Annotated in this window: 21 protein-coding genes; 11 read left to right on the plus strand and 10 right to left on the minus strand. The window is 66.6% G+C overall.

Going from position 1 to position 25,774, the window contains the following annotated elements:
• Positions 1 to 212 precede the first annotated feature (212 nt).
• Positions 213 to 986: an arginyltransferase gene (locus tag QZ753_RS05480; protein ID WP_294641687.1), complete on the plus strand. Its 774-nt coding sequence runs from the start codon at positions 213 to 215 to the stop codon at positions 984 to 986.
• Here QZ753_RS05480 and QZ753_RS05485 read toward each other — a convergent pair.
• Entirely contained in the window at positions 976 to 1,416 is a 441-nt protein-coding gene (locus QZ753_RS05485; protein ID WP_294641688.1) for a hypothetical protein, read from the minus strand. The genes QZ753_RS05480 and QZ753_RS05485 overlap by 11 nt on opposite strands.
• Entirely contained in the window at positions 1,413 to 3,662 is a 2,250-nt protein-coding gene (gene parC, locus QZ753_RS05490; protein ID WP_294641690.1) for a DNA topoisomerase IV subunit A, read from the minus strand. Before parC ends, QZ753_RS05485 begins: the two co-directional genes overlap by 4 nt.
• Before the next feature lie 186 nt (positions 3,663 to 3,848).
• Between parC and QZ753_RS05495 the strand changes: the two genes are divergently transcribed.
• Both QZ753_RS05495 and QZ753_RS05500 read left to right on the plus strand, forming a co-directional pair.
• Entirely contained in the window at positions 3,849 to 5,027 is a 1,179-nt protein-coding gene (locus QZ753_RS05495) for a hypothetical protein (protein ID WP_294641692.1), read from the plus strand.
• Positions 5,028 to 5,043: 16 nt separating this feature from the next.
• Positions 5,044 to 5,559 carry a 2'-5' RNA ligase family protein gene (locus QZ753_RS05500; protein WP_294641694.1) on the plus strand — a complete coding sequence of 172 codons (516 nt, stop codon included), beginning with the start codon at positions 5,044 to 5,046 and terminating at the stop codon, positions 5,557 to 5,559.
• Between the two features lie 48 nt (positions 5,560 to 5,607).
• On the opposite strand, the gene aspS is transcribed toward QZ753_RS05500, so the two are convergent.
• Complete coding sequence (gene aspS, locus QZ753_RS05505) at positions 5,608 to 7,398, minus strand: aspartate--tRNA ligase (RefSeq protein WP_294641696.1); 1,791 nt, start codon at positions 7,396 to 7,398, stop codon at positions 5,608 to 5,610.
• A gap of 219 nt (positions 7,399 to 7,617) precedes the next feature.
• Between aspS and rnd the strand changes: the two genes are divergently transcribed.
• Positions 7,618 to 8,769, plus strand: a complete 1,152-nt coding sequence (rnd, locus tag QZ753_RS05510) for a ribonuclease D (protein ID WP_294641698.1) — start codon at positions 7,618 to 7,620, stop codon at positions 8,767 to 8,769.
• Positions 8,770 to 8,829: 60 nt separating this feature from the next.
• Here rnd and ppx read toward each other — a convergent pair whose 3' ends face one another.
• From ppx to QZ753_RS05530, 4 genes are all read right to left on the minus strand, one after another.
• Entirely contained in the window at positions 8,830 to 10,389 is a 1,560-nt protein-coding gene (gene ppx, locus QZ753_RS05515; protein ID WP_294641700.1) for an exopolyphosphatase, read from the minus strand.
• On the minus strand, positions 10,337 to 12,700 hold the full coding sequence (locus QZ753_RS05520) for an RNA degradosome polyphosphate kinase (RefSeq protein WP_294641702.1): 2,364 nt from the start codon (positions 12,698 to 12,700) through the stop codon (positions 10,337 to 10,339). The genes ppx and QZ753_RS05520 overlap by 53 nt, the downstream gene beginning before the upstream one ends.
• 64 nt (positions 12,701 to 12,764) lie before the next feature.
• Positions 12,765 to 13,448 (minus strand): hypothetical protein, encoded by a 684-nt coding sequence (locus QZ753_RS05525; protein WP_294641704.1) that lies wholly within the window; start codon positions 13,446 to 13,448, stop codon positions 12,765 to 12,767.
• Positions 13,449 to 13,452: 4 nt separating this feature from the next.
• A complete protein-coding gene (locus QZ753_RS05530) occupies positions 13,453 to 14,625 on the minus strand; it encodes an AI-2E family transporter (protein WP_294641706.1) in 1,173 nt (390 codons plus the stop codon).
• Between the two features lie 185 nt (positions 14,626 to 14,810).
• On the opposite strand from QZ753_RS05530, the gene QZ753_RS05535 reads away from it, so the two are divergent.
• The 3 genes from QZ753_RS05535 to purN are packed head-to-tail and all read left to right on the plus strand — an operon-like array spanning position 14,811 to position 17,011.
• Positions 14,811 to 15,212 carry a GFA family protein gene (locus tag QZ753_RS05535; protein WP_294641743.1) on the plus strand — a complete coding sequence of 134 codons (402 nt, stop codon included), beginning with the start codon at positions 14,811 to 14,813 and terminating at the stop codon, positions 15,210 to 15,212.
• Between the two features lie 39 nt (positions 15,213 to 15,251).
• Positions 15,252 to 16,325, plus strand: coding sequence for a phosphoribosylformylglycinamidine cyclo-ligase (gene purM / locus QZ753_RS05540; RefSeq protein ID WP_294641707.1), 1,074 nt, complete (start codon positions 15,252 to 15,254; stop codon positions 16,323 to 16,325).
• Positions 16,322 to 17,011: a phosphoribosylglycinamide formyltransferase gene (purN, locus tag QZ753_RS05545; RefSeq protein ID WP_294641709.1), complete on the plus strand. Its 690-nt coding sequence runs from the start codon at positions 16,322 to 16,324 to the stop codon at positions 17,009 to 17,011. The genes purM and purN overlap by 4 nt, the downstream gene beginning before the upstream one ends.
• A gap of 55 nt (positions 17,012 to 17,066) precedes the next feature.
• On the opposite strand, the gene QZ753_RS05550 is transcribed toward purN, so the two are convergent.
• The gene (locus QZ753_RS05550; RefSeq protein WP_294641711.1) at positions 17,067 to 19,172 is read right to left on the minus strand and encodes a molybdopterin oxidoreductase family protein; all 2,106 of its coding nucleotides are present in this window, start codon (positions 19,170 to 19,172) and stop codon (positions 17,067 to 17,069) included.
• Positions 19,173 to 19,292: 120 nt separating this feature from the next.
• Entirely contained in the window at positions 19,293 to 20,405 is a 1,113-nt protein-coding gene (locus tag QZ753_RS05555; protein WP_294641713.1) for an alkene reductase, read from the minus strand.
• 125 nt (positions 20,406 to 20,530) lie between these two features.
• On the opposite strand from QZ753_RS05555, the gene QZ753_RS05560 reads away from it, so the two are divergent.
• The 3 genes from QZ753_RS05560 (at position 20,531) to QZ753_RS05570 (ending at position 22,509) form a co-directional block, all read left to right on the plus strand.
• Positions 20,531 to 21,373, plus strand: coding sequence for a 23S rRNA (adenine(2030)-N(6))-methyltransferase RlmJ (locus QZ753_RS05560; protein ID WP_294641715.1), 843 nt, complete (start codon positions 20,531 to 20,533; stop codon positions 21,371 to 21,373).
• A 75-nt stretch (positions 21,374 to 21,448) separates the two neighbouring features.
• On the plus strand, positions 21,449 to 21,895 hold the full coding sequence (locus tag QZ753_RS05565; RefSeq protein ID WP_294641717.1) for a hypothetical protein: 447 nt from the start codon (positions 21,449 to 21,451) through the stop codon (positions 21,893 to 21,895).
• A 17-nt stretch (positions 21,896 to 21,912) separates the two neighbouring features.
• Positions 21,913 to 22,509 carry a glutathione S-transferase family protein gene (locus QZ753_RS05570; protein ID WP_294641719.1) on the plus strand — a complete coding sequence of 199 codons (597 nt, stop codon included), beginning with the start codon at positions 21,913 to 21,915 and terminating at the stop codon, positions 22,507 to 22,509.
• Positions 22,510 to 22,581: 72 nt separating this feature from the next.
• On the opposite strand, the gene QZ753_RS05575 is transcribed toward QZ753_RS05570, so the two are convergent.
• Positions 22,582 to 23,235: an outer membrane protein gene (locus QZ753_RS05575; RefSeq protein ID WP_294641721.1), complete on the minus strand. Its 654-nt coding sequence runs from the start codon at positions 23,233 to 23,235 to the stop codon at positions 22,582 to 22,584.
• A 376-nt stretch (positions 23,236 to 23,611) separates the two neighbouring features.
• Between QZ753_RS05575 and uvrC the strand changes: the two genes are divergently transcribed.
• Positions 23,612 to 25,669 carry an excinuclease ABC subunit UvrC gene (uvrC, locus tag QZ753_RS05580; protein WP_294641724.1) on the plus strand — a complete coding sequence of 686 codons (2,058 nt, stop codon included), beginning with the start codon at positions 23,612 to 23,614 and terminating at the stop codon, positions 25,667 to 25,669.
• Positions 25,670 to 25,774: the final 105 nt, after the last annotated feature.

The raw sequence follows: 25,774 nt of genomic DNA on the forward strand, positions 1-25,774 counted from the left end.
TCGTGCTCGTCGGCCTCTTCACCGCGCGCAAGCAGCTGATCCAGGATCTCCTGCTCGGGACCGTCGTCGTTCGGCGGCGCTGATGCGACGGCAGGACGCGCGGATTTTTTCGGCCGGGATCGTCAGGAGAGCTTTCCAAGCGAGCCTGCGACCATCAAATTGAAATTGCGCGCGCGGATCGACCCCCACGCGCGAGCCGAGGCGCCGACCGCATGACCGCTCACCCCCAGAGCCCGCAATTCTTTCTGACGGCGCCCTCACCCTGCCCCTATCTCGACGGGCAGTTCGAGCGGAAAGTGTTCACCCATCTCGCCGGTGCACGGGCGCCGGCACTGCTCGACCTTCTGACGCAAGGCGGCTTCCGTCGAAGCCAGAACATCGCCTACCGCCCTGCCTGCGAACGCTGCCGGGCCTGCGTCTCCGTGAGGATCCTCGTCGACGAATTCGAGCCGACGCGGTCGATGCGGCGCGTCCTGCAGACCAACGCCGACCTCTTCGGCCACATGGCCACGGCGGAGCCGACATCCGAGCAGTTCGCGCTCTTCCGCCGCTATCTCGAAGCCCGCCACGCCAGCGGCGGCATGGCCGAGATGAGCGCGATGGACTACGCGATGATGATCGAGGACAGCCAGGTCGATACGCGGCTGATCCAGTATCGGCGCAAGGGCCCGGACTACCGCATCACCGGGCGTTCGGACGAAGGCCTGATGGCGGTCGCGCTCAGCGACGTGATGGCCGACGGCATGTCGATGGTCTATTCGTTCTATCGGCCGGACGAGGTCGATCGCAGTCTCGGCACGTTCATGATCCTCGATCACATCCGCCGGACGAAGGAGCTCGGGCTCCCCTATCTCTACCTCGGCTACTGGGTCGAGGGCTCCCGGAAGATGCAGTACAAGATTCGGTATCAGCCGCAGGAACACCTCATGGCGAAGGGCTGGGAGCGCTACCGTTCAAGGGACGTGCCGGACGTTCCTAGCCCGTGAAGCGGGACAGGCCGCGCTCGTCGAAGCAATGAAGGAAGCCTGGGCGAGGCTCGGGGCGCCCCTCTCGAAAACGGGCGGGCTCGCATGAGAAGCCTCGTGAAGACGGCTTGATCTCTTTGCGGGACATCCATGCGATGTGGACGGGCGCAGCGGACTTGTCTGAGACGAAGTACGGCATGGAAAGAATCATGTCGTCATGCAAAGCAGTCAGCTGCCCGACGTAACCGTATCGTCCCTTCGCGGTCTTCTCGATCGTCGCATATTTGCCCTTGACCTGAACGGGTCGGACCAAGGTGCCGTCTTCTGTCGGTCGGCTGACGATCATGTCGAAGCCTCTGTCGCGACGCGGGAAGTAGATGTCCCAGCCTCCGTCCGCCAAGACGCCGGCGACATACATTTCGGCAAAGTAGTCACGGCTGACCGTCCTCACCCGAAGCGGCCGCTCTTCGGAAAGCCTTTCGGCACCAGTCGACCAGCCTGTGCCCGGTCGCCGCGCCACTCCATCAGCTCCGCGTCCGACCGCGTGAAGACACGACCCGCGGGATCGGTCCAGGTCAGCCCCTCGGCCAGCTTGAAGACCTTGATGTCGGGCAGCCCGCCGTCCTTGAACCGCTGCAGCCGGACGCCCTTGCCACGAACCATCTCCGGCACCTGCGCGAGCGGGAAGACGAGCATCTTGCGGTTGTCGCCGACCACCGCGACGGCATCGCCGCCGTTGATCCGTTCGGCCCGCAGGAGGCGCACGGCGCCCGCGACGTTGAGGATCTGCTTGCCCTTGCGGGTCGACGATACGAGTTCGCCCTCGGACACGATGAAGCCGTTGCCGTCGCTCGACGCGACGAGGCGCTTGGCCGCCGGATCGGGCACGAAGCCCATCGCGATGTCCTGATCGTCCTCGAGTTCGATCGCGAGGCGGATCGGGTCGCCGTGACCGCGCCCGCCCGGCAGTTTGTCGGCGCCCAGCGTGAATGCCCGGCCGTTGGTCGACAGGAACACCAGCCTGTCGGTCGTCAAAGCCGGAAAGGCGAGCTTCAGCCCGTCGCCTTCGCGGAACGTCAGGCCGGAGAGATCGATCAGATGCCCGCGCATCGCGCGAAGGAAACCCTTCTGCGACAGGACGATCGTGACCGGCTCCTTCTCGATCAGGGCGACGGCGATATCGTCGGATGAATGTTCGGGAGCGTCGGCGAAGGTCGTGCGGCGCTTGCCGAGCTTGGTCTTCTTCGAGAAGGCCTCGCGCACCTCGCGAACCTCGCCCGCGACCGTCGACCATTGCAGTTCGGTGGAGCCGAGCAGGGCCTGCTTCGCATCGCGCTCTTCGCTCAGCGAATCGAACTCGCGCTTCAGTTCGAACTCCTCGAGCTTGCGCAGCGAGCGCAGGCGCATGTTGAGGATTGCCTCGGCCTGTACGTCCGTAAGCTGGAACGTCGACATCAGGACGGTCTTCGGCTCATCCTCCTCGCGGATGATGCGGATCACCTCGTCGAGGTTGAGGAAGGCGATGATGTAGCCGCCGAGGATCTCCAGACGCCGCTCGATCTGGTCGAGCCGGTATTGCGAGCGCCGGACCAGCACCTCTCGCTGATGCGCCAGCCACTCGACCAGCACCTCGCGGAGCGACAGGACCTTCGGCACCTTGCCGCCCGACAGGACGTTCATGTTCAGCGGGATGCGCGACTCCAGATCGGTCAGGCGGAAGAGCGACTCCATCAGGAGTACCGGGTCCACCGTCCGGGCCTTCGGCTCCAACACGATGCGCACGTCCTCGGCCGACTCGTCGCGGATGTCGGCGAGCAGCGGCAGGCGTTTGGCGGTCAGAAGGTCCGCGATCTTCTCGATCAGCCGGGACTTCTGCACCTGATAGGGGATTTCGGTGACGACGACGACGTAGCCGCCCCGTCCCTGCTCCTCCCGCTCCCAGCGCGCGCGAACGCGAAACGACCCGCGCCCCGTGGCGTAGGCCTCGCGGATCGTCTCGCGCCCATCGACCACGATGCCGCCGGTCGGGAAATCCGGGCCCTGAACGAACTTCAGAAGCGCGTCGACATCCGCGTCCGGCTGCTCGATCAGCTTCAGCGCGGCGTCGCAGATCTCGGCCGCGTTGTGCGGCGGGATGGAGGTCGCCATGCCGACGGCGATGCCGGACGAACCGTTCGCGAGGAGATTGGGAAAGGCGCCCGGCAGGACGACCGGCTCTTGGTCCTCCTCGTTGTAGGTCGGGCGGAAATCGACGGCGTTCTCGTCGATGCCGCGCAGGATCAGCGTCGCGACATCGGTCATCCGCGCTTCGGTGTAGCGCATCGCCGCCGCGCTATCCCCGTCGACGTTGCCGAAGTTGCCCTGTCCGTCGATCAGCGGATAGCGGATAGAGAAATCCTGTGCGAGACGCACGAGGGCATCGTAGATCGACGCGTCGCCGTGCGGGTGAAACTTGCCCATCACGTCGCCGACGATACGGGCGCACTTCTTGTAGCCCTGACCCGGATCGAGCTTGAGCACGCGCATGGCATGCACGATGCGTCGATGCACCGGCTTCAGCCCGTCGCGCACGTCCGGCAGCGCCCGCCCCATGATCGTGGACAGCGCATAGGCGAGGTAGCGCTCCTCCAGCGCCGCCTTGAGATCGATCGGTTCGATGTCGCCGCCGTTCGGCGGGGTATCCACTGGCTTGCCCATGGCGTCGGCCTTAGCCGAAACAACCATCAGGAACAAGAGGAGAACAAAACGCGATCGCGAGGTCGGTAGCGCCGGGCGATCCCTTTTCTAAACGGCCGAAACCGCCATATTAGCGGCGTCCCTTGCGGGTTCGCTCGGTGCGGTCGAATCGGCCATCGGTATCGCCACCGTCAGAAAGGTGTCTTCATGCGCGTCTTCCCGTCCCGCCGTGTCCTCGCGGGCCTCGCTTTCGTCCTCGCGGGCACGACGTCGTCGCTGGCGGCGGACGCTCAGGCCTTCGCGGAGCGCCTGAAGGCCGCGATGGCCAGCCAGCAGGTGGTTCTCGATTATTCGAGCGCAACCAGCGATGGGAACGATGTGGTCCTGTCGGCTGCGAACCTGCACGGCGGGGCTCCTGGCGAGAGCCCGCTTTCTCTCGGCGATCTCCGGTTCCAGGGGGTCACCGGTTCGACGCCGGAGGGCTGGCGGGTCGAGCGCGTTGCGCCGGCCGACATCGACCGCACGGACGGGCCGACGCGCACGCGCGCGTCCGGCATCGTGATCGACGGCATGCAGATCCCGCCGGCGAACGGCGGCACCGCCGCCTCGCCGGTGTTTTTCGATCGTATGGCCGTGGCGAATGTCACGGCCGAGCATGAAGGACGTCAGGTGCTCGGCATCGACGGCGTCGAGCTGCGCGCCGGCGGTGGCAACGGAACCGCCTACAGCGGCACGTTCGGCGTCCAGCGTTTCACTGTCGACACGCAGGCGTCGGGCGGCGAAGGCGGCTCGGCGGTCATGGCCGATCTCGGTTATCAGCAGCTCACGGGAACGGCGACCGGCAACGGCTCGTGGAACCCGCAGTCCGGCGCCTTGACGCTCGACCCGCTGCAGATCGCCGTCGACAACGCCGGGACGCTGAATTTCGCCTACACGATCACGGGTTACACGCCGAGCTTCATCCAGTCGCTGAGCCAGCTCAGCCAGCAGATGCAGGCGAGCGGGGGGCAGAACGACGCCAGCGGCATGGCGGTCATCGGACTGATCTCGCAGCTCTATCTTCAGTCGGCCGAACTGTCCTTCACCGACAACTCGCTGACCAACCGCCTTCTCGACTACTACGCCAAGCAGAACAACCAGACGCGCGAGCAGATGGTGTCCGGCCTCGTCGGGTCGCTGCCGCTGGCGCTGGCTTACATCCAGAACCCGGATTTCCAGGCGCAGGTCACCGGCGCGGTGAAGGACTTCCTCGAGAACCCGAAGTCGCTCCGTATCTCGATCGCCCCGCCCGCTCCGGTGCCGGCGACGCAGATCCTCGGTGCTGCCATGGGCGCGCCGCAGACCCTGCCGCAGGTGCTCAACCTCTCGGTTCGCTCCGGCAATTGATCGCGGCGGGATCGGGGTGGACATCGACCCGCTGATCCTGACGCTGCGCTTCGACGCGGCGAGCTTTGAGCGTTTCGACGCCATGCGTCGGCGGTACTTCCCGCCGGCGCGCAACATGCTGCCGGCACACCTCACGCTCTTTCACAAGCTCCCGGGCGAGCGTCTGCCGGCGATCCATCGCGATCTTGCCGCAGTGGCGAAGGGAACACCGCCGTTGCGGCTGAGCGCTGAAGGTATCCGCTTTCTCGGCTACGGATCGGCCTACGAGATCCGCTGCGATGCCTTGAAGGCTTTACGCGCCGAGCTCGCCGAGCGCTGGTCGGGCGACCTGTCACGCCAGGATGCCTCGGGCTTCTCGCCGCACGTCACGATCCAGAACAAGGCTCCGGCGCGCGAGGCGAAGGCGCTCTGTGCCGACCTGAAAGCCGCGTTCTCGCCGTTCGAGACGGAGGGCACGGGGCTCCTTCTCTGGCACTATCGCGGCGGTCCGTGGGACCTTGCGGACGAATACGGTTTCGAAGGGCGGCCATAGAAAAGGGCGCCGCGGCGCCCTTTTCGAATGGTCGATCGGCTGACGGCCTCAGCCCTTCGGCGGCTGCGGGATCGCGCGGATGCCGAGTTCGCGAAGCTGGGCGGGGCTGGCTTCGGCCGGCGCGCCCATCAGGAGGTCGTGCGCCTGCTGGTTCATCGGGAACAGTGCGATCTCGCGCAGGTTCTTCGCGCCGCAAAGAAGCATGACGATACGGTCGACACCCGCCGCCATGCCGCCATGCGGCGGCGCGCCATACTGGAAGGCGCGGTAGAGCCCGCCGAAGCGCTCCTCGACATCGGCCTGGCTGTAGCCCGCGATCTCGAAGGCCTTGACCATCACCTCGGGCAGCTGGTTGCGGATGCCGCCGGACGCGATCTCGAAACCGTTGCAGACGATGTCGTACTGGAATGCCTTGATCGACAGCGGCTCCTGTCCCTGCAACGCCTCCATGCCGCCCTGCGGCATCGAGAACGGGTTGTGGGCGAAGTCCACCTTCTTGTTGTCTTCGTCCCACTCGTAGAACGGGAAGTCGATGATCCAGGCGAGTTCGAACCGGTCGCGGTCGACGAGATTCAGTTCCTCGCCGACGCGCGTGCGCGCCGAGCCGGCGAAGGGGTAGAACTTCTCGGGGCGGCCCGCGACGAAGAAGCAGGCGTCGCCCGCCTCGAGCCCGAGCTGGGTACGAACGGCTTCGGTGCGCTCCTCCCCGATGTTCTTCGCCAGCGGCCCGGCGCCGCCGAGCTTGCCGTCTTCCTCGCGCCAGAAGATGTAGCCGAGGCCCGGCTGCCCTTCCCCTTGCGCCCAGGCGTTCATGCGATCGCAGAAGGCCCTGGACCCGCCGGTCTTCGCCGGGATCGCCCAGACCTCGACCGCCGGATCGCTCGCGATCATGCCCGCAAAGACCTTGAAGCCGGAACCGGCGAAGTGCTCGGTCACGGCCTGCATCTCGATCGGATTGCGCAGGTCCGGCTTGTCCGAGCCGTAGCGGCGGATCGAATCGGCGTAGGGAATGCGTCGGAACGTCTGGCTGACCGGCTTGCCGTCCGCGAATTCTTCGAAGATGCCCCGGATCACCGGTTCCATCGTCTGGAAGATGTCCTCCTGCTCGACGAAGCTCATCTCGAGATCGAGCTGGTAGAACTCGCCGTAGAAGCGGTCGGCGCGGGGGTCCTCGTCACGGAAGCAGGGCGCGATCTGGAAATAGCGGTCGAAGCCCGACATCATCAGCAGCTGCTTGTACTGCTGGGGAGCCTGCGGCAGGGCGTAGAACATGCCGTTGTGGAGGCGCGAGGGCACGAGGAAGTCGCGCGCGCCCTCGGGGCTCGACGCCGTCAGGATCGGTGTCTGGAACTCGTTGAAGCCGATCTCGTTCATGCGGCGGCGCATCGAGGCGACGACCTGCGTACGGCGCATGATGTTGCGGTGAAGTGTCTCGCGGCGGAGATCCAAGAAGCGGTAGCGGAGGCGCACGTCCTCCGGATAATCCGGCTCGCCGAAGACCGGCAGCGGCAGCTCCTTGGCGGGGCCGAGCACCTCGATCTCGCGCGCGAAGACCTCGACCTCGCCGGTCGGCAGCTTGGCGTTGACGGTCTCGGGCGTGCGCGCCTTCACCTCGCCGTCGATGCGGATGACCCACTCGCCGCGCACGGTCTCGGCCGTCTTGAAGGCGGGCGACTCGGGATCGACGACGATCTGCGTCAGGCCATAGTGGTCGCGCAGGTCGATGAACAGCAGGCCGCCGTGATCGCGAATGCGATGCGCCCAGCCCGACAGGCGTACCGTGTTCCCGACATGCTCGGGGCGAAGCTGAGCGCAGGTATGGGAACGGTAGCGATGCATGGCAGTCTTCTCTCGGCTGATCCGGCGGGTCTGGGGTGAGAACGGGACGCCGCGGCCCACCCGAAATTCGCGCGGACAAGCGCATGCAGGTGCCATCCTGTCAAGAATCTTGGGAAATCCGGCCTTCAAGGTACCGCGCCGGTCGATGAAAATGGTGGAAAGGTGTCGCGCGCGGGGTCAGCCGCTGCCCAGCCAGCGCAAGTCGGCCTATAAGGAGGGATGGAGCCGATCACCACGACTGCCGCGCTGCAAGAGGCGTGCAACACCCTGTCCCGCGCCGAGTTCGTCACGGTCGATACGGAATTCATCCGCGAGACGACCTTCTGGCCGGAGCTTTGCCTGATCCAGATGGCGTCGGACGACCTCGCCGTCCTGGTCGATCCGCTAGCCGATGGCATCGACCTCCATCCGTTCTTCGCGCTGATGGCCGACGACAAGGTGATCAAGGTCTTCCACGCGGCAAGGCAGGATGTCGAAATTATCCACAAGCTCGGCGGCTTGATTCCCGTCCCCCTCTTCGATACGCAGGTCGCCGCCATGGTCTGCGGCTTCGGCGAGTCAATCGCCTACGATCAGCTCGTCGCGAGGACGTCGAAAGGGCGGATCGACAAGACCTCGCGCTTCACCGACTGGCGCCGCCGTCCGCTTTCGAACGATCAGCTGGAATACGCGCTGGCCGACGTGACCTACCTGCGCGACGCCTACCGCTTTCTGAAGGCGGCGCTTGCGGTCGAGGGTCGCGAGTCGTGGCTGGCCGACGAAATGTCGGTCCTCACCGATCCCGCGACCTACGACATTCACCCCGACGACGCATGGAAGCGGTTGAAGCTGCGCGTGAGGAAGCCGATCGAACTGGCTGTCCTGAAGGAAGTCGCGGCGTGGCGGGAGCGCGAAGCGCGCCAGCGCGACCAGCCGCGTTCGCGCGTCCTGAAAGACGACGCGGTCTATGAGATCGCCCAGCAGCAGCCTCGCGACGAGACGGCTCTTTCGCGTCTGCGGACCGTCTCGAAGGGGTTCGAGCGGTCGAGCGCGGGGCGTGAGATCCTTGCCGCCGTCGGTCGCGCGCTGGCGATCCCGAAGAGCGAACTGCCGGCGATCCCCCGCCCACCGAACCAGCCGGAAGGCACGGCCTCGGCGGTCGAGTTCCTGCGTGTGCTCCTGAAGATCGTGGTCGACGAGCGCGGCGTGGCAGGCCGCCTGATCGCTTCGGGCGACGATCTGGAGAAGCTCGCCGTCAAGGGCGCGGATGCCGATGTGCCGGCGCTGGAGGGTTGGCGCCGCGAGTTGTTCGGCAACCGCGCACTGGAACTTCTCGACGGCCAGTCAGCACTGGTCTACCGCAACCGCCGGGTCGAGGTGGTGAAGCTCTGAGCGGCCAGGCCAGGCCGGGCTCCCTGCCCGGCCTTCGCCTTCCCGATGGTTGGTCCGCTGTCAGCGCGCTTCCATCCGAAGCGTGCGCTCCACCACGCGGGCGAAGGCCTGAAGCCGCGCTTCCGGGCGCTCGCCGATCAGACCGGCAAGATCCTTGGGAACCACGAGCGTGAAGCCGCCGCGAGGGTCCTGCGCCCAGCGCAGGCGCTCCAGCACGCCCGGCATCGCTGCGGTGAGGAGGTAGGTGACGCGGACGAGCGCCGCGAAGACCCGCGCGAGGTGGATCATCCGCGCATCGGCGATGCTGCTCATGCGCTCCACGTCGGCTGGATCGAACTCGCCCTCGTAGCGGTAGTAGTTGGCGAGGCTGAGATAGGCGCGCCCCGGATGATCGACCGCCGGGAAAGCCGCGTTGAGCACCAGAGAGTAGGCCTGCGTTCCACGATAGTCGGGATGGGCGCGCCAGGCGATGTCGGTCAGGAGGCAGGCCGCCTTGCGAAGCCGCTGCTCGGCTACCGACTCGGCGATGCCGAGCGCGGTGAACGTGCGGGTCGACCAGTCGATCAGTTCCTCGTTGTGGCGCGCCGAGCGCGAGCGCAGGAACGACAATTCGTGCGCGGCTTCCAGAAGCGGGTCCTTCGCCTTTTCCTCGTCGCTCAGCCGTTCGTGGAGGTACCCCTCGCGCACGCCGTAGGCGGACATGATGACTTCGGAAGGCTTCAGCGTCTGGATGACCGCCTGCAGCGCGACGGCACCGAAGGCCAACAGCGAGCGACGGTTGCGCGAGATCGCGGCGATGCCAGGCAGCTTGTCCGGGTCGTTCTTCACGACCGCCGTCAGGAACTCGCCGAGATCAGCCGCCTTCACGGCGTAGCCGTGCATGACGTGGATGGGGTAGCCCGTCTGCTCCATGTGGAGCTTCATCAGGTTTCGCCACGTACCACCGACGGCGTAGAACGGGCGACCCGCCGCGATCGGCGCAAAGCCGGTCGCGACCATGTGGCTGTCAGCGATCTGCCGAGCCTTGGCGAGGTCGCCGCTCGACATGTCCTGCAGTCGAAGGCCGCCGAGCGGCATGGTGACGCCGTTGCCGATGCGGCCGTCCGCGACATCGACGATCTCGAGGCTGCCGCCGCCGAGGTCGCCTGTGATGCCGTTGGGCGAATGGAACCCGGCGATGACGCCTTCGGCCGCGTACCTCGCCTCGTCGGCGCCGGAGAGAATGGTGATCGGGCATCCGATCGCCGCCTCCGCCGCGCGCACGAAATCGGGACCGTTGGTCGCCTCACGCGCCGCCGCGGTCGCGATCGGGTGGATCTCGCCGACGCGAAACTGGTCGCACAGGGCGCGGAAGCGCGTCAGCGCCGCGATGGCGCTGGCAACGGCCTTGTCGTCGAGGCGGTTGGTCGCGGCGAGGCCGCGACCGAGGCCGCTCAGCACCTTCTCGTTGAAGAGCATGGTGGGCGCCCGGCTGTTGCCCTCGTAGACCACGAGGCGCACCGAATTCGAGCCGATATCCACCACGGCGACCGGAACCCGTCCGGGTATCCGGCCGTGGGCCGCTTCGTCAGTCGAAGCGGGAATGCTCCGCACGTTGTCTCGCGATGAGCTTGGGAGCATTCGTCTTCAGGGCCTTTCCGCGTCCCGACAGGCTTGGATTGGTCATGAAATAGCGCTGGGCGTTGAACGGCTGTTCGCCCTCCGACGGCGCGATCCGCCGCGAGGTTCCATCGGAGAGAACCGACCAACTCTGCTGGTTGTCCAGGATGTTGGCCAGCATGATCTGCGAGAGGACCTGGCTGTGGACCGTGGGCGTCGTGATGGGCACCAGCGTTTCGACCCGCCGATCCAGATTTCGGGGCATCATGTCGGCGGAACCCATGTAGACGATCGCCTTTTCCGAAGGCAAGCCATGGCCGGCGCCGAAGCAGAAGATGCGGCTGTGCTCCAGGAAGCGGCCGACAATCGACTTCACGCGGATATTGTCCGACAGGCCCGGCACGCGGGGCTTCAGGCAGCAGATGCCGCGCACCACGAGGTCAATCTCGACGCCCGCCTGGCTCGCCCGGTAGAGCGCGTCGATAATCTGCGGATCGACCAGCGAATTCATCTTGAACCAGATCTGGCCTTGCCGGCCCGCCTTCTCGTGCGCGATCTCCTCGTCGATCATCTGCAGGATGCGCTTGCGCAGGGTCAGCGGCGAGATGGCGATCTTGCGTAGATCGGTCGGCTCGGCATAGCCGGTGATGTAGTTGAAGATCAGCGAGACATCGTGCGCGATGTCCGGGTCCGCCGTGAAGTACGACAGATCGGTGTAAACCTTGGCGGTGATCGGGTGATAGTTGCCCGTGCCGATGTGGCAGAAGGACACGATCTTCCCCTCCTCGCGGCGCACGACCAGCGAGAGCTTGGAGTGGGTCTTCTTCTCGATGAAGCCGAAGACGACCTGAACGCCGGCGCGCTCCAGATCGCGAGCCCACTTGATGTTGGCTTCCTCGTCGAAGCGCGCCTTCAGCTCGACCAGAGCCGTGACCGACTTGCCGGCTTCTGCCGCATCGATCAGCGCGCGCACGATCGGCGAGTCGTTCGAGGTCCGGTAAAGCGTCTGCTTGATGGCGACGACGTTCGGGTCAGACGCCGCCTGCCGCAGGAACTGCACGACCACGTCGAACGATTCGTAGGGGTGGTGGACGACGATGTCCTTCTCGCGGATGGCAGCGAAGCAATCGCCGTTATGCTCGCGGATACGCTCGGGGAAGCGCGGGATATAGGGCGAGAACTTCAGGTCGTCCCGCGGCAGCTTGACGATCTGCGACACCGCGTCGAGCGCTAGCATGCCGTCCATGATCGAGACGCGCGACTCGGAGACGTTGAGCTCGCTCGCAACGAAATTGCGCAAGCCCTCCGGCATTACGTGGTCGAACTCGATGCGAATTACCGAACCGCGGCGACGGCGCTTGAGAGCGCTTTCGAAGGTGCGGACGAGATCTTCCGCCTCGTCCTCGACCTCCATGTCCGAGTCGCGGATGATGCGGAACGTGCCCTGCCCGCGCACCCGATATCCCGGGAAGAGCTTCGAGATGAAGAGGGCGACGACGCTTTCCAGCGGCACAAAACGCGCGACGCCCGCCTCCGTCAGCGGCATCTCGACGAAGCGCTGGAGCGCAGTCGGGAGGCGGAGCAGCGCGTTCATGGTCTGCGAATCGCGCTCGCGGATGAGCGACAGCGCCATGGAGAACCCGAGGTTCGGGATGAACGGGAACGGGTGCGCCGGGTCGACCGAGAGCGGCGTCAGGACCGGGAAGATCGCCTCGTCGAAATGGCGCTCCAGCCAGACGCGGTCGTCCTTCTTCAGCTCGCCCGCGCCGACAATCAGGATGTTCTCGGCGCGCAGCGCCTTCACCAGCTCGGCGAGCGAGGCCTGCTGTTCCTCCTGAAGCTGGCCAACCTCGGTCAGAACGCGATCCAGTTGCTCCTGCGGCAGGAGGCCGTCGTCGCTGCGCACCGACAAACTGGCACGCACCTGCCCGGCAAGGCCGGCGACGCGCACCATGAAGAATTCGTCGAGGTTGCCGGCCGAGATCGACAGGAAGCGCACACGCTCCAGCAGCGGGTGGTTGAGGTTCTGCGATTCCTCGAGCACCCGGCGATTGAACTGCAGCCAGGACACTTCGCGGTTCACGTAGCGATCGGCCGGAAGCTCCTCGACGGTCGAGACCTGCACCGGGGGCACTGGCGCCGGCAGGATGCCGACGGCCTCCATAAGGGGCTGATCCGGCTCCGGCTCGTCGCTTTCGACCTCGACGTCCAGCGCCGCGTCCGCCGCCGTCTCCGCCCCGCCACTGGCCCGGACCGCATCGCGCGCCGGGCTCCTGCGGCGAGTCGCCGGGCGGCTGGGCTTGGACTGGTCGGTCGCGCTGGTCTCGCTCATCGGATGCTCTGTCGGTTCGGAACGCACGGGGGTCACGGTCGCTTAGCGGGGTCGCGCGACTGTTTCATGACGCTCGATTCGTTTCCAATGCCATTTCTTCGAGGATTCGCTGCGCCAGCGTGCGCCCGATCCGAAGCTTGCCGGCGAGCGAGGCCTGATCGAGCCGCCGCACGAAATCCGCTGCGGCCTCGAACGAGCGCTCCATTCGCGGCAGCGCGAATTCGACGACCCGCGGATCGAGCTCGATCTGCCGGTCGGCGGCGACCTTCATGATCACGCCCGCGAGAAGGGATTCGTCCGGCGCGCGCAGCTCGACCGCCGTCGCGGCCCGCAGACGGGAACGGAGATCGGGAAGCTTCACGTCGAGCGCACCCGCCGGCAGACGGGACGTCAGAAGGACCGTGCCGCCGCCGAGCCGTGCGGCGTTGAGAAGCGCAAACAGCGCGGGCTCGTCATGATTTGCGCGATCGACGTCCTCGACGAGGGCCGCGAAGGAATGGGGCGCGACGGTGGGATCGAAAGCGTCGCCGGGCCACGCGGCGGCGCCGGACATCTCGCGCCACGCCGAGGCGAGATGCGTCTTGCCCGAACCGGGCGGTCCCGAGATCAGGACGACCGGATGCGGCCAGTCGGGCCAGCTGTCGATCGCTTCCACCGCGAGGGCGTTCGCAGTCCCGACCATCAGGTCGTCGCGCGCCATGGACGAGCGCGCCGGAAGGTCCAGCGGGAGCTGCTGGGGCCTGCGCATCCGCTCAGTCGCCTTTGCCGCCACGCGGGTCGAACTGGCTGCGCAGGGCCGCGTTGAGCCCGTCGCCTTCGATCTGGATCGGCTGCGGCGACGCGGCGAGCTCGCGGCCGAAATACATCTCGCTCTCCAGATACTTCTGCAGGGCGAAGCGCACGAGCACGCCCACCGCCGCCGCTGCCGGCACGGCGATCAGGAGGCCGACGAAACCGAAGATCGCGCCGAAGGCAAACAGCGCGAACATCAGCCAGACCGGATGCAGCCCGACGGACGCGCCGACGAGCTTGGGCTGGAGGATGTTGCCCTCGACGAACTGGCCGGAAAAGAAGACCCCAGCCGTCGCCGCCACCCAGACCCAGTCCGGCGAGAACTGGACGAGCGCGACGCCGAGCGCGATCACAAGACCGACCGCGGAGCCGACATAGGGAACGAAGGAGATCACGCCAGCGAAGAAGCCGATCAGAAGGCCGAAATTGAGCCCAACGAGCGTCAGGCCGACCGCGTAATAGGTGCCGAGGATCAGGCAGACGCTGCCCTGCCCACGCACGAAGCCAGCGACCGACCGGTCGATCTCGCGCGCCAGACGCCGGACGGTCGCGACGTGCTGGCGCGGCACCAGCGCGTCAGTCTTTTCGATCATCCGATCCCAGTCGAGCAGCAGATAGAAGGCGACGACCGGCGTGACGACGAAGAGCGACAGGAAGTTCACGACCGCAAGGCTCGACGTCCACAGCGACGACACGAAGGACGTGACGAAACCGGACAGTTGGCGGACCAGCGCCTGAAAATCCTGCTGCACCGACTGCTGGTCGTTCTCGATGAAGCGCGACAGCGGCCCCCGCCGGAGATCGTCGGCCAGTTCCTGCAGGCGGCCGAGATACTGCGGCAGTCGCGCGACGAACCCGGCGATCTGCCCACCGATGACCGGGACGAGCACGAGGAGGACGAGCGCGATCAAGATCACGAACGTGACGAGGATCACGATACTGGCGGCCAGCCGCGACATGCCCCGCCGCACCAGCCAGTCGGCGATGGGATCGAGGAAGTAGGCCATCACCATGCCCAGCACGAAGGGCAGAAGGATGCCGCGGAATAGCCAGAGGAACAGGACCACCCCGACCGCGGCGAGGCTCCAGAACAGGACCTGACGCTTGAGAAGTCGGCTACGATCGCGGACCATGTCATTCCTCCGTTCGCACGTGCGGGATATTTCGGGCGCGCGCGAACGAAATCGAGATAGGCAGGCTGGCCGAAGCCGGTCAAGAGACGGCGGCGCGGTCGAGAGGAATGGAGACGATGCAAATCGGTGGGCGCTGCCGGTGCGGCCAATTGCGGATCGCAGTGCGAGGACGGCCGCTGGTGACGATGGCCTGCCATTGCACCGGCTGCCAGAAGATGACGGCCGGCGCCTTCTCGCTGTCGGCCCTGTTTCCGGCTGCGAACTTTTCGGTGATCGCCGGCGAGACGGCCATCGGCGGACTGCACGGCGGATCCCGCCATCACTTCTGCGCGCACTGCCTGACGTGGGCCTTCACGCGCCCGGAGGGCATGGACGATGTCATCAACGTCGGCTCGCCGATGCTCGACACCTCGGTTCCGTCTGAACCATTCATGGAAACCTGGACCGCCGAAAGGCTGCCGTGGGTTCGCACACCCGCAGCCTTCAGTTTCGAGACCTTGCCCGCACCCGAAGACTTTCCGACGATTCTGGCAGCTTACAAGGCCCAAAACTCGACGATCGAGGGCCAAGGCGTCTTGCCCGCATAGTCCGATCATGCGAACTCGCGACCCAAAGAGGGCCCTGCCATGACCGCTGATCCCAAGACCGGTTTGACCTATGCCGCAGCCGGCGTCGACATCGACGCGGGCAACGAACTGGTGCAACGCATCAAGCCGCTGGTGCGCTCGACCCGACGTCCCGGCGCGGATGGCGAGATCGGCGGCTTCGGCGGATTGTTCGACCTGAAGGCCGCCGGCTTCACCGACCCCGTACTGGTGGCTGCGAACGACGGCGTCGGCACCAAGCTCAAGATCGCGATCGACACCGGACTGCACGACACGATCGGCATCGACCTCGTGGCGATGTGCGTCAACGATCTCGTGGTGCAGGGCGCCGAGCCGCTGTTCTTCCTCGACTATTTCGCGACCGGGAAGCTCGATCCGGCACAGGGCGAGGCGATCGTGGCGGGCATCGCCGAGGGCTGTCGTCAGGCGGGCTGCGCGCTGATCGGCGGCGAGACCGCCGAGATGCCGGGCCTCTACGCCGAGAAGGACTACGACCTCGCGGGCTTCGCCGTGGGCGCGGCCGAGCGCGGGCGTCTCCTGCCGAGCGGCGAACTCGCCTCGGGCGACGTGATCCTCGGGCTCGTCTCTTCGGGTGTCCATTCCAACGGCTATTCGCTGGTGCGTCGCGTCGTGGAGAAGGCTGGCGCGCGCTATGACGCCCCCGCCCCGTTCGAAGCCGACGGCCGCTCGCTCGCCGAGATCCTGATCGCCCCGACGCGGATCTACGTGAAGCCGCTGCTCGCCGCGATCCGCGGGGGCGACGGCATCAAGGCGCTGGCCCACATCACCGGCGGCGGCTTCCCCGAGAACATTCCACGCGTGCTGCCTGAGCATCTTCGTGCCGATCTCGACCTCCATGCCATTCCGGTTCCACCCGTCTTCTCGTGGCTAGCCAGCGAGGGTGGCATCGCGGAGGCCGAAATGCTGCGCACCTTCAACTGCGGCGTCGGCATGATCGTCGTGGTGAGCGAGGCGGAAGCCGCGGCGGTCGCCGCGATCCTCCAGAGCGAAGGCGAGACGGTGGTTCCGCTCGGCCGCATCCTCCCGCGCGAGGCCGAGGCGGCGGTCACCTTCAACGGGCAGCTCGCCCTGTGAGCGACGAAGCCGCCCGCAAGCGGGTCGCCGTCCTGATCTCGGGACGCGGCTCCAATATGAGCGCGCTGATCGGCGCGGCCATGGACCCGTCCTATCCCGCTGAGATCGTCGCCGTCCTGTCGAACAAGCCGGACGTGGGCGGTCTTGCCACTGCGGCGCGCTACGGCATTCCGGCCGAGGGGATCGACCAGCGGCTCTTTGCCGACCGGACCGCCCACGAGCGGGCTCTGATCGAACGGCTCGACGCCTACCGACCCGACATCATCTGCCTTGCGGGCTACATGCGGCTGCTGACGCCGCTCTTCGTCGGGCACTACGCCGGCCGGATGATCAACATCCATCCGTCGCTGCTGCCGCTCTTCCCGGGACTGCACACGCATGAGCGCGTGCTGGAGGCGGGCATGCGCATCCACGGATGCACCGTGCACTTCGTGACTGACGACATGGACGAAGGTCCGATCATCGCGCAGGCCGCCATAACGGTGGAGCGCGGCGATACGCCCGACAGCCTCGCCAACCGACTGCTGCGGGCCGAGCACCGCCTCTACCCGCACGCGCTTCGTCTCGTCGCCGACGGCACCGTGCGTCAGGACGGTGGGCGTGCGGTCACCGCGGAGTCGCGCAGCGGGACGCCGCGTCCGGCGACGCCGACGGTGCTCGTCGCGCCCGACGGCCGCGAGTCCTGACGCTCGATCACTCGAGCTAGAGATGGATCGGGCCGCCGTCGCTGCGGCCCCTCCTTCAAGCCGGACGTATCCAAACCTTGTTGTCGTGGAAGGCCGCGCCGCCGAAGGGCGCCGCCGGGTCGGCTCCGGTCAGGACGTTGATCCCCTCGCCGCGCTCGAACGCGCCGTTCGGCCATAGGCCTTCGTGGATCAGGACGCCGGGCTTGGCTCCCGCGTCGACCTTGACCGGCAGCACGATCTCGCCCCGCGCGTTGCCGATCTCGACGCGCTGACCATCCGTCACGCCTTCTCGTGCGGCGTCGTCCGGGTGCATCCGCAGTTCCGGCTGCCCCTCGCGCTTGCGGGAACTTTCCGTCTCGGCGAAGGACGAGTTGAGGAACTGCCGGGCGGGCGGGGTTGCCAGCCGGTAGGGATGCGCCGCGTCTGTGTCCTCGATCAGGTCGGCATGGTCGGGGAAGCTCGGAAGCCGCTCGACGGGGCCGAGCAGGCCCATCGACGGCGGCGGCCGGTTCGGCGCCACAAGGCCGGCCCAGTCGACGCTGAAGCGGAACTTGCCGCCGGGCGCCGCGAACCCGTCGAGGTAATGCGCCTCCGCGAATCCCGGCTGCACGTCCAGCCAGCGGTCGCGCTCCAGCGACGCGAGACCCTCGTAGCCGCTGCGGATCAGGAGATCGTCGATCAGTTCGCGTTCGGTCATCCCGAAGCCCGGCCGGTCGGCCACGCCGAGCCGCTTGGCCAGTTCCTCGATGACGAAGTGGTTGGTCCGCACCGTGTCGGGATGCTCGATGAGCTTCGGGCCGAACAGGATGTGACTCTGCCCCCCGCCCCGATAGATGTCGTCGTATTCCATCGAGGTCGCCGCCGGCAGCACGAGGTCGGCGAGCTTCGCCGTGTCCGTCATGAACTGCTCGTGGACGGCGACGAAGAGATCCTCCCGCATCAAGCCGCGGACGACGTCTCGCTGCTCGGGCGCCACATTGGCCGGGTTGGTGTTCTGCACGAGCATCGCCGTCACCGGCGGGCCGCCGGCGAGCGCTCCGGCATCGCCGGTCAGGACCGCGCCGATCCGCGACTGGTCGAGATGGCGGATCGAATGATCGAGATCGCCGAGCCCTTCGATGAGAGCCTTGTCGAAGCGCCAGAGGGCGCCGTTGTTGTGGAAGGCACCCCCGCCCTCGTGTCGCCAGTGGCCGAAGACGGTCGGCACCGACAGGGCGGCGTGCATGGCCACGGCTCCGTTTCGCTGCCGCGAGAACCCGTAGCCAAGGCGGAAGAACGTGCGGGGCGTACGCCCGACGAGGGCCGCGAAGCCTTCGATCTCGGCAATCGTCAGCCCCGTGATCGCGCTCGCCCATTCCGGCGTGCGGCTGGCAAGATGCGCCTCAAGCCCTGCGGGATCGTCGCCGTAGCGGTCGAGATAGGCGCGATCGGCCGTGCCGTCCCGGAAAGCGACGTGCATGAGGGCGCAGGCGAGCGCGCCGTCCGTGCCGGGGCGAAGCTTCAGGGCGATGTCCGCCTGCTTCATCGTCGGGTTATCGTAGATGTCGATCACGACGATCGGCGCGCCGCGCTCTTTCCGCGCGCGCACCGCATGGGTCATGACGTTGACCTGTGTCGCGACCGCGTTGGTGCCCCAGATCACGACGCAGTCGGACTTTGCCATCTCGCGCGGATCGACGCCCGCGAGCTTGCCGGTGCCGGCGACGAAGCCGGTCCAGGCCGTGTTGGTGCAGATCGTGTCGAACTCGCCGGAGTAGCGCTTGGCGTGGCGCAGCCGGTTGATGCCGTCGCGCTGCACGAGCCCCATCGTGCCGGCATAGTAGTACGGCCAGACCGCCTCGGACCCGTACCGCGCCTCCGCCTGCAGGAACTTCTCGGCGACGAGATCGAGCGCGTCGTCCCAGCCGATCTCGCGCCAATCGCCGGCCCCTTTGGCACCCAAACGCTGCAGCGGCTTCAGGAGGCGGTCGGGATGGTGCACGCGCTCGGCGTAGCGGGCGACCTTCGCGCAGATCACGCCGGCGGTGTAGCTGTTGTCTTCGGCCCCGCGCACGCGGCCGATCGTGCGCTCGTCGATGATCTCGACTTCGAGAGCGCAGGTCGACGGGCAGTCGTGCGGGCAGGCGGTGTAGCCCTTGCGGGTCTGGACGTGCTGGTTCATGGGCGCGACCATAATCGAGCCGATGGGCCCTCGCCCATTCTTTTTCGCAATGCGATCGATGCGCCCTGCTGATCCGATCGAAGAGGCCGGGCGCTGGGCCCGGCCTTTCGAAACTTCAGATCAGGCGGCCTGCGCGTACCGCGCCCGTTCTTCCGGCGACAGCGCGGGATAATCGGTGTAGCCGTGCTCGTCGCCGCCGTAGAACGTGTCGTTGTCCCACTCGTTAAGCGGCGCGCCGACCTCGATGCGGGTGACGAGATCGGGGTTCGAAATGAAGAGCTTGCCGAAGCAAGCCAGATCGATCTCGCCCTTCTCGATCTGGTCGATCGCGAACTGCGGCTCGTAGTTGTTGTTGCCCATGTAGACGCCGTCGAAACGCTGGCGGAGCGCCGCGTAGTCGAAGTTGTCCTTGTTCCGGTCACCGCCGGTCTGACCCTCGATCACGTGGAGATAGAGCGGCTTGCGCTTGTTCAGCTCCTCGACATAGGCGTTGAATAGGCCCTGCTGGTCGCTCTCGCTCGAACCGCCCATCACCGTCACCGGCGAGATGCGGACGCCGACGTGGTCATGGTCCCAGGCCGCGATCACCGCGTCGAGCACCTCGAGCGGGAAGCGCATGCGGTTCTCGATCGAGCCGCCGTAGCGGTCGGTGCGCGTGTTGGTGCCGTCGCGCAGAAACTGGTCGAGGAGATAGCCGTTCGCCGAATGGACCTCGACGCCGTCGAAGCCGGCCGCGCGCGCGTTGCGCGTCGCCTTCACGTAATCCTCGATCACCCGCGGCAGTTCGCTCTCTTCGAGGGCGCGCGGCGTCTCGTGGTCCTTGAAGCCCTCCTCGGTGAAGGCCTTGCCGCTCGGCTTGACGGCCGAGGGGGCGACCGGCGGCTGGTGGCCGGGCTGGAGGTCCGGGTGCGAAATGCGGCCGACGTGCCAGAGCTGCAGTACGATCTTGCCGCCCTCGGCGTGGACGGCGTCCGTCACCTTCTTCCAGGCGGTGACCTGCTGGTCGTTGAAGATGCCGGGCGTCCAGGCGTAGCCGCGCCCTTCCTCGGAGATGTTGGTCGCTTCCGAGATGATGAGGCCGGCGCCGGCGCGCTGGCGATAGTATTCGACATGCATGTCCTTGGGCACGCCGTCGCTCGTCGCCCGGCTGCGGGTCAGCGGCGCCATCACGGCCCGATTCGCAAGATGGAGCGGTCCGAGGTCGAACGGCTGGAAGAACTTCTTGTTGGCCATGGGTCTGTCCTGATTCTGGGTTCGCGGCGCGCCGCGTTTCGCGCTACCAACGCCTCATATGGGGCGCGGGTTCGCGTTGCAGCATCCCCCTTTTCGCGAATGCTGCGTTCACGGAGCGTCGGACATTGAATTATCGGCATGCCTTTCACGCCGGAAACTTCGCCGATGTGGTGAAGCACGCCCTCCTCTGCCGGCTGATCGAGTACCTGAAGCGCAAGGACAAGCCGTTCCGCGTGATGGACACCCATGCCGGGCGGGGCCGATACGATCTCGACGCCGACGAGGCGCAAAGAACCGGCGAGGCCGAGGCCGGTATCGAGGCCGTTAGGCGGTCGGAAGCGTGGAACGACGCTCTGCTCGCCCCGTACCGCGAGGCCGTCGAGGCGGCGGGCGCGGAACTCGGACCGCAGAGCTATCCCGGCAGCCCGTGGATCGCCCGGCACCTTCTGCGCCGTCAGGACCGCCTTTCGGCCTACGAACTCCATCCGGTCGATGCGAAGGCCCTCGCGGAGACCTTCGCCGGCGACGTTCAGGTGAAGACGATCGAGCTCGACGGCTGGCTGGCGCTCGGCGCGCACCTCCCGCCGAAGGAGAAGCGCGGGCTTGTGCTGATCGACCCCCCGTTCGAGGAGGTCGGCGAATTCGAGCGGATCGTCGCTCGCGTCGGCGACGCGTGGCGGCGGTGGCCCGGCGGGACCTATGCGATCTGGTATCCGATCAAGCGACGGGCACAGTACGAGGCCTTCCACGCGGCGCTGCACGAGAGCGGAATGCGCAACATCGTGGTCGCCGACTTCTTCCGCGAGCCTTTCAGCGCGGACGAACGGCTTGTCGGCACGGGATTTGCCGTCGTCAATCCGCCCTTCACCTTCGCGGCGGAGGCCTGCGACATCCTCGAAGCCCTCGTCCCCGTCCTCGGCGTCGCGGATCGCGGCAATTGTGGCATCATTGCGCTGGTCGCCGAATGATCCGGGTGCAATATAACCGCATCTGACGATGCTTCGTCTGCCGAAGCATTTCTAGCCATCGCAAGGATCCGACGCATGCGCTCCTGCCTCGCCGCCGTCTCCGCCCTGGTCGCGGCCTCCATCGCCGGCCCGGCCGCCGCCGCGGACTATGTCGAGACCGCCCCGGCCGTGATCGTCACCACCGCCAAGGTGCCGGCCTGCGACGACGCCCGCGTCATGGCGCAGGTGGAGGACCAGTTCGAGTACGGCGCGCCCAACACGATCCCGGCCTCGCTTGCGGTGGTCGAGTTCAGCGGCCTCTTAGAGAAGGCCTATCAGCCGATGGGCGGCCACAAGGAAATCGAGCGCCGCTACTGCCAGGGCACCGCGCTGATCTCCAGCGGCGAACACCGCACCGTCTACTACGTCATCGAATATCCGATGGGCTACGCGGGCCTCAGCTGGCGGGCCGAAGGCTGTGTGCTCGGGCTCGACCCCTGGAAGATCTACGGCGCCAACTGCGAATCGCTGCGCCGTTTCTAAAAGGGCCGAGCCTCGCCATGCGCCTCCTCTACTCGAAGCCTTCGCCCTATTCCTCCAAGGTGCGCATGGCCGCGCATCTCTGCGACCTCGACATCGAGCTCGTTCCGACGAACACCGCCGACGAGGGCGCCGAACTCATCCGGTCCAACCCGATCGGCAAGATTCCGGCGCTGATCCTCGACGACGGATCGACGCTCTACGACAGCCGGGTGATCTGCGAGTATCTTGACCGCCTCGGCGGCAACCCGATCATTCCGCAGGCGCCCGACGCCTGGGCCGCGACGAAGCGGGTCGAGGCTCTGGCCGACGGCATGACCGAGGCGGCCATGGCCGCGCTCTACGAAAAGCGCTACCGGCCCAAGCCCATGTGGTACGAGCCCTGGATGGAAAAGCAGTGGCGCCGGGCCCATCGCGCGCTGGATGCGCTCGAGCACGAGGTCGAGGCACTGCCTGAGACGCCGACGCTGGCGCACCTTGCGGTCGCATCGGATCTCGCCTGGGTCCAGCTGCGCTTTCCCGAAGAGCTGAACGGGCGCCACCCTGCCCTCGCCGCATGGCTCGACCGCTTCTTCGAAAGCCATCCGGATCTCGCGGCGCTCAAGCCCGTCGCCTGAACCGTCACAACAACGCAAAAAAGGGCGGCGTGCTTGGCACGACCGCCCTTTTGATTGCCGCGACTTGCGAAGTCAGAACTTGAGGGCGAGGCCGGCGCGGATCGAGTGCTCGTCGAAACCGGACGAGACGGTGACGTTGCCGAGATCGTAGTCCTTCGCCTCGAAGTCGGAATACCGGTACTCGACGCGGGAGGTGACGTTGTCCGTCACCTTCGCCTGAACGCCGGCACCCACCGTGTAGCCGACATGGGTCTGGTCGTCGGACACGTTGCCGAGCGACAATTCCTTGTTGGCGACGGCGACACCGCCGGTCGCAAACAGCATGATCGGGTCATAGGCGACGCCGATGGTGGCGCGCAGCGAGCCGAAGGCGGTCGAGTCGGCGGAGATCGGGACGCCCGTCGCGACGTTGAAGCCGCCGGCCGACAAGTCCGACGCGCCGACATCGGCTTCCGCGCCGTAGACGAGGCTGCCGGTCTGCAGCGAGTAGCCCGCATAGACGCCGCCGACCACGCCCTCGCCGTCGAATTTGGCGCCGCCCGTCTGGTCCATGTTGGCGAAGTTGTAGCCGACGAAGCCGCCGGCATAAGGACCGGACCACGTGTAGACCGATGCCTCCGGCGCGAGCAGCGGTGCTGGCTCGGCCACGACCGCATCGGCCGCGATGGCGTTCGCCATCGGCGTCAACATCAATCCACTCAAGGCCAAGGTGCGAAACACCTTCATGGTCCAACTCCGCGAAAGGCGCTGCTGCCCTTCAGAAAACTCTTGCGACCCCAACGCCTTCGATGGTCCGGCGTTCCGACGCCAGCCGACCGTTGCTTCGAGAGGCACGCCAGCTTTCGTTGCTCCTCATGTAATCGTCATCGGAGCCGCTCGCCAATTGCACGGCGGTGACACTCGCCTTTTTCTAGAGGCGCTCTATCGGGGATTCCGCCTTTCTCGTGCCGGATTACCCCTGCAAAGCGCGGACATGGTGAATCATATAAGGGGAAGCAAAGCGCAGGACGCGGCCCGCCGGGCAGCTCCGTTCCGGCGCAGGCGCCGCCGGTCCGTCCGGCAGGGCCGAGGCATCCAACCCCGCTTTCCCGGCGAAGACGACATGGCTGACGAACTGACACCCGAGATCGACGACGACTTCGACACCGACGAGGATTTCGCGAACGAGACGATCGAGGCGGAGGCTGACGTCGATACGAGCGCTGTCGCCTCGCTGGTCGCGTCGATCGAATGGGCGGACGGCGGTCGCGACGTCGACCAGACGCTGACCGGCGCCGAGCTGATTTCTGAGTTCCAGAAACGGCTGCCGAACAGTCCGGGTGTCTACCGGATGTTCGACGAGGCGAACGAAGTTCTCTACGTCGGCAAGGCGAAATCGCTGAAGAAGCGGGTCGCGAGCTACACGCGCCTCGCCGGCCACAACAACCGCATCATGCGCATGATTCGCGCGACGCGGCACATGGAGTTCGTCACGACGCGGACGGAGACGGAAGCGCTCCTTCTTGAAGCCAACCTCATCAAGCGGCTGCGGCCCCGCTTCAACGTCCTGATGCGGGACGACAAGTCGTTTCCCTACATTCTCGTCACCGACGATCACAAGGCGCCGGCCATTTTCAAGCATCGCGGGGCGCGCTCGCGGAAAGGCAGCTTCTTCGGGCCTTTCGCGTCCGGCGGCGCCGTCGGCCGCACGGTCGCTTCGCTGCAGCGCGCCTTTTTGCTGCGAACCTGTACCGACAGCGTCTTCGAGACGCGCACCCGCCCGTGCCTTCTCTACCAGATCAAGCGGTGCTCCGGGCCCTGCACCGGCGAGATCTCGGTGGAGGGCTATCGCGAGCTCGTCGACGAAGCGAAGGGCTTCCTGTCCGGTCGCTCGGGTCAAGTGAAGCAGTCGATCGCCAAGGCGATGCAGGAGGCGTCGAACGACCTCGATTTCGAGCGCGCGGCGGTCTATCGCGATCGCCTGTCGGCGCTGTCGCACATCCAGTCGCATCAGGGGATCAACCCTCATGGCGTCGAGGAAGCGGATGTCTTCGCCATCCATCAGGAAGGCGGGCTGACCTGCATTCAGGTCTTCTTCTTCCGCACCGGCCAGAACTGGGGCAACCGCGCCTATTTCCCGAAGGCCGATCCGTCGCTCGAACCCGGCGAGGTGCTCGGCGCTTTCCTCGCACAATTCTATGACGACAAGCCGCCCGCTTCGTTGATCCTCCTGCCCGTCGACGTGGAGGATCGTGAACTTCTGTCTGGCGCCCTCGGTGCCAAGGCGGAGCGGCGCGTCGAGATCGCGGTGCCGAAGCGCGGCGAGAAGAAGGACCTCGTCGATCACGCGACCAGCAACGCGCGCGAAGCCCTCGGGCGGCGGCTGGCCGAAACCTCGTCGCAGGCGCGCCTTCTGGCGGGGTTGAAGGAAACCTTCGGACTCGCCGAGGTCCCGCGCCGGATCGAGGTCTTCGACAACTCCCACATCATGGGCACCAATGCCGTCGGCGCGATGATCGTGGCCGGGCCGCAGGGGTTCGCGAAGAACCAGTATCGCAAATTCAACATTCGCGGCGCCGACATCACGCCGGGCGACGACTTCGGCATGATGCGCGAGGTGATGACGCGCCGCTTCTCGCGCCTCCTGAAGGAGCACGGGGATGCCGGGCCGCAGCCCACCCCAGTCGCGGAGCCCGACGAGCCGGTCGATACGGCGGACATGCCGGCCTGGCCGGACCTCGTGCTGATCGACGGCGGCAAGGGCCAAATCTCGGCCGTGCGGACTATCCTGTCGGACCTCGGCATCGCCGACAAGGTGACGACGATCGGCGTCGCCAAGGGCGTCGACCGCGACGCCGGCCGCGAGCGGTTCATCGTTCAGGGCCGCGAGCCCTTCTCGCTGCCCCCGCGCGATCCGGTCCTCTACTTCCTGCAAAGACTGCGCGACGAGGCGCACCGGTTCGCCATCGGCACCCATCGCGCCAAGCGGAAGAAGGAACTGACCAAGAACCCGCTGGACGAGATCGGCGGCATCGGGCCCTCGCGCAAGCGGGCGCTTCTCCACCATTTCGGAACGGCGAAGGCAGTGTCGCGCGCCGCCTTCGACGACCTCCTGAAGGTCGAGGGCATTTCGGCGGCGATGGCGCGGACGATCTACGACCATTTCCACGAGCGTCAGTAACGCCCTCGGGCCCTCACCGGTCCTTTTTCCCCTTACGATGTTGACGGGGGCGTCATGCCGCGTTTGAACAGCCTTCATCGAACGCGCGTAACCCTCGGCCGACTC

This window comes from uncultured Aureimonas sp. (assembly GCF_913775355.1).
Classification (GTDB): Bacteria; Pseudomonadota; Alphaproteobacteria; order Rhizobiales; family Rhizobiaceae; genus Aureimonas.

What these genes read in the sequence shown, in the direction of transcription:
- QZ753_RS05480 (WP_294641687.1), top strand. Translation starts at nt 213, where the DNA reads ATGACCGCTCACCCCCAGAGCCCGCAATTCTTTCTGACGGCGCCCTCA.
- parC (WP_294641690.1), bottom strand. Translation starts at nt 3,662, where the DNA reads ATGGGCAAGCCAGTGGATACCCCGCCGAACGGCGGCGACATCGAACCG.
- QZ753_RS05495 (WP_294641692.1), top strand. Translation starts at nt 3,849, where the DNA reads ATGCGCGTCTTCCCGTCCCGCCGTGTCCTCGCGGGCCTCGCTTTCGTC.
- aspS (WP_294641696.1), bottom strand. Translation starts at nt 7,398, where the DNA reads ATGCATCGCTACCGTTCCCATACCTGCGCTCAGCTTCGCCCCGAGCAT.
- rnd (WP_294641698.1), top strand. Translation starts at nt 7,618, where the DNA reads ATGGAGCCGATCACCACGACTGCCGCGCTGCAAGAGGCGTGCAACACC.
- ppx (WP_294641700.1), bottom strand. Translation starts at nt 10,389, where the DNA reads ATGCTCCCAAGCTCATCGCGAGACAACGTGCGGAGCATTCCCGCTTCG.
- QZ753_RS05520 (WP_294641702.1), bottom strand. Translation starts at nt 12,700, where the DNA reads ATGAGCGAGACCAGCGCGACCGACCAGTCCAAGCCCAGCCGCCCGGCG.
- QZ753_RS05525 (WP_294641704.1), bottom strand. Translation starts at nt 13,448, where the DNA reads ATGCGCAGGCCCCAGCAGCTCCCGCTGGACCTTCCGGCGCGCTCGTCC.
- QZ753_RS05530 (WP_294641706.1), bottom strand. Translation starts at nt 14,625, where the DNA reads ATGGTCCGCGATCGTAGCCGACTTCTCAAGCGTCAGGTCCTGTTCTGG.
- QZ753_RS05535 (WP_294641743.1), top strand. Translation starts at nt 14,811, where the DNA reads ATGGCCTGCCATTGCACCGGCTGCCAGAAGATGACGGCCGGCGCCTTC.
- purM (WP_294641707.1), top strand. Translation starts at nt 15,252, where the DNA reads ATGACCGCTGATCCCAAGACCGGTTTGACCTATGCCGCAGCCGGCGTC.
- QZ753_RS05550 (WP_294641711.1), bottom strand. Translation starts at nt 19,172, where the DNA reads ATGAACCAGCACGTCCAGACCCGCAAGGGCTACACCGCCTGCCCGCAC.
- QZ753_RS05555 (WP_294641713.1), bottom strand. Translation starts at nt 20,405, where the DNA reads ATGGCCAACAAGAAGTTCTTCCAGCCGTTCGACCTCGGACCGCTCCAT.
- QZ753_RS05565 (WP_294641717.1), top strand. Translation starts at nt 21,449, where the DNA reads ATGCGCTCCTGCCTCGCCGCCGTCTCCGCCCTGGTCGCGGCCTCCATC.
- QZ753_RS05570 (WP_294641719.1), top strand. Translation starts at nt 21,913, where the DNA reads ATGCGCCTCCTCTACTCGAAGCCTTCGCCCTATTCCTCCAAGGTGCGC.
- QZ753_RS05575 (WP_294641721.1), bottom strand. Translation starts at nt 23,235, where the DNA reads ATGAAGGTGTTTCGCACCTTGGCCTTGAGTGGATTGATGTTGACGCCG.
- uvrC (WP_294641724.1), top strand. Translation starts at nt 23,612, where the DNA reads ATGGCTGACGAACTGACACCCGAGATCGACGACGACTTCGACACCGAC.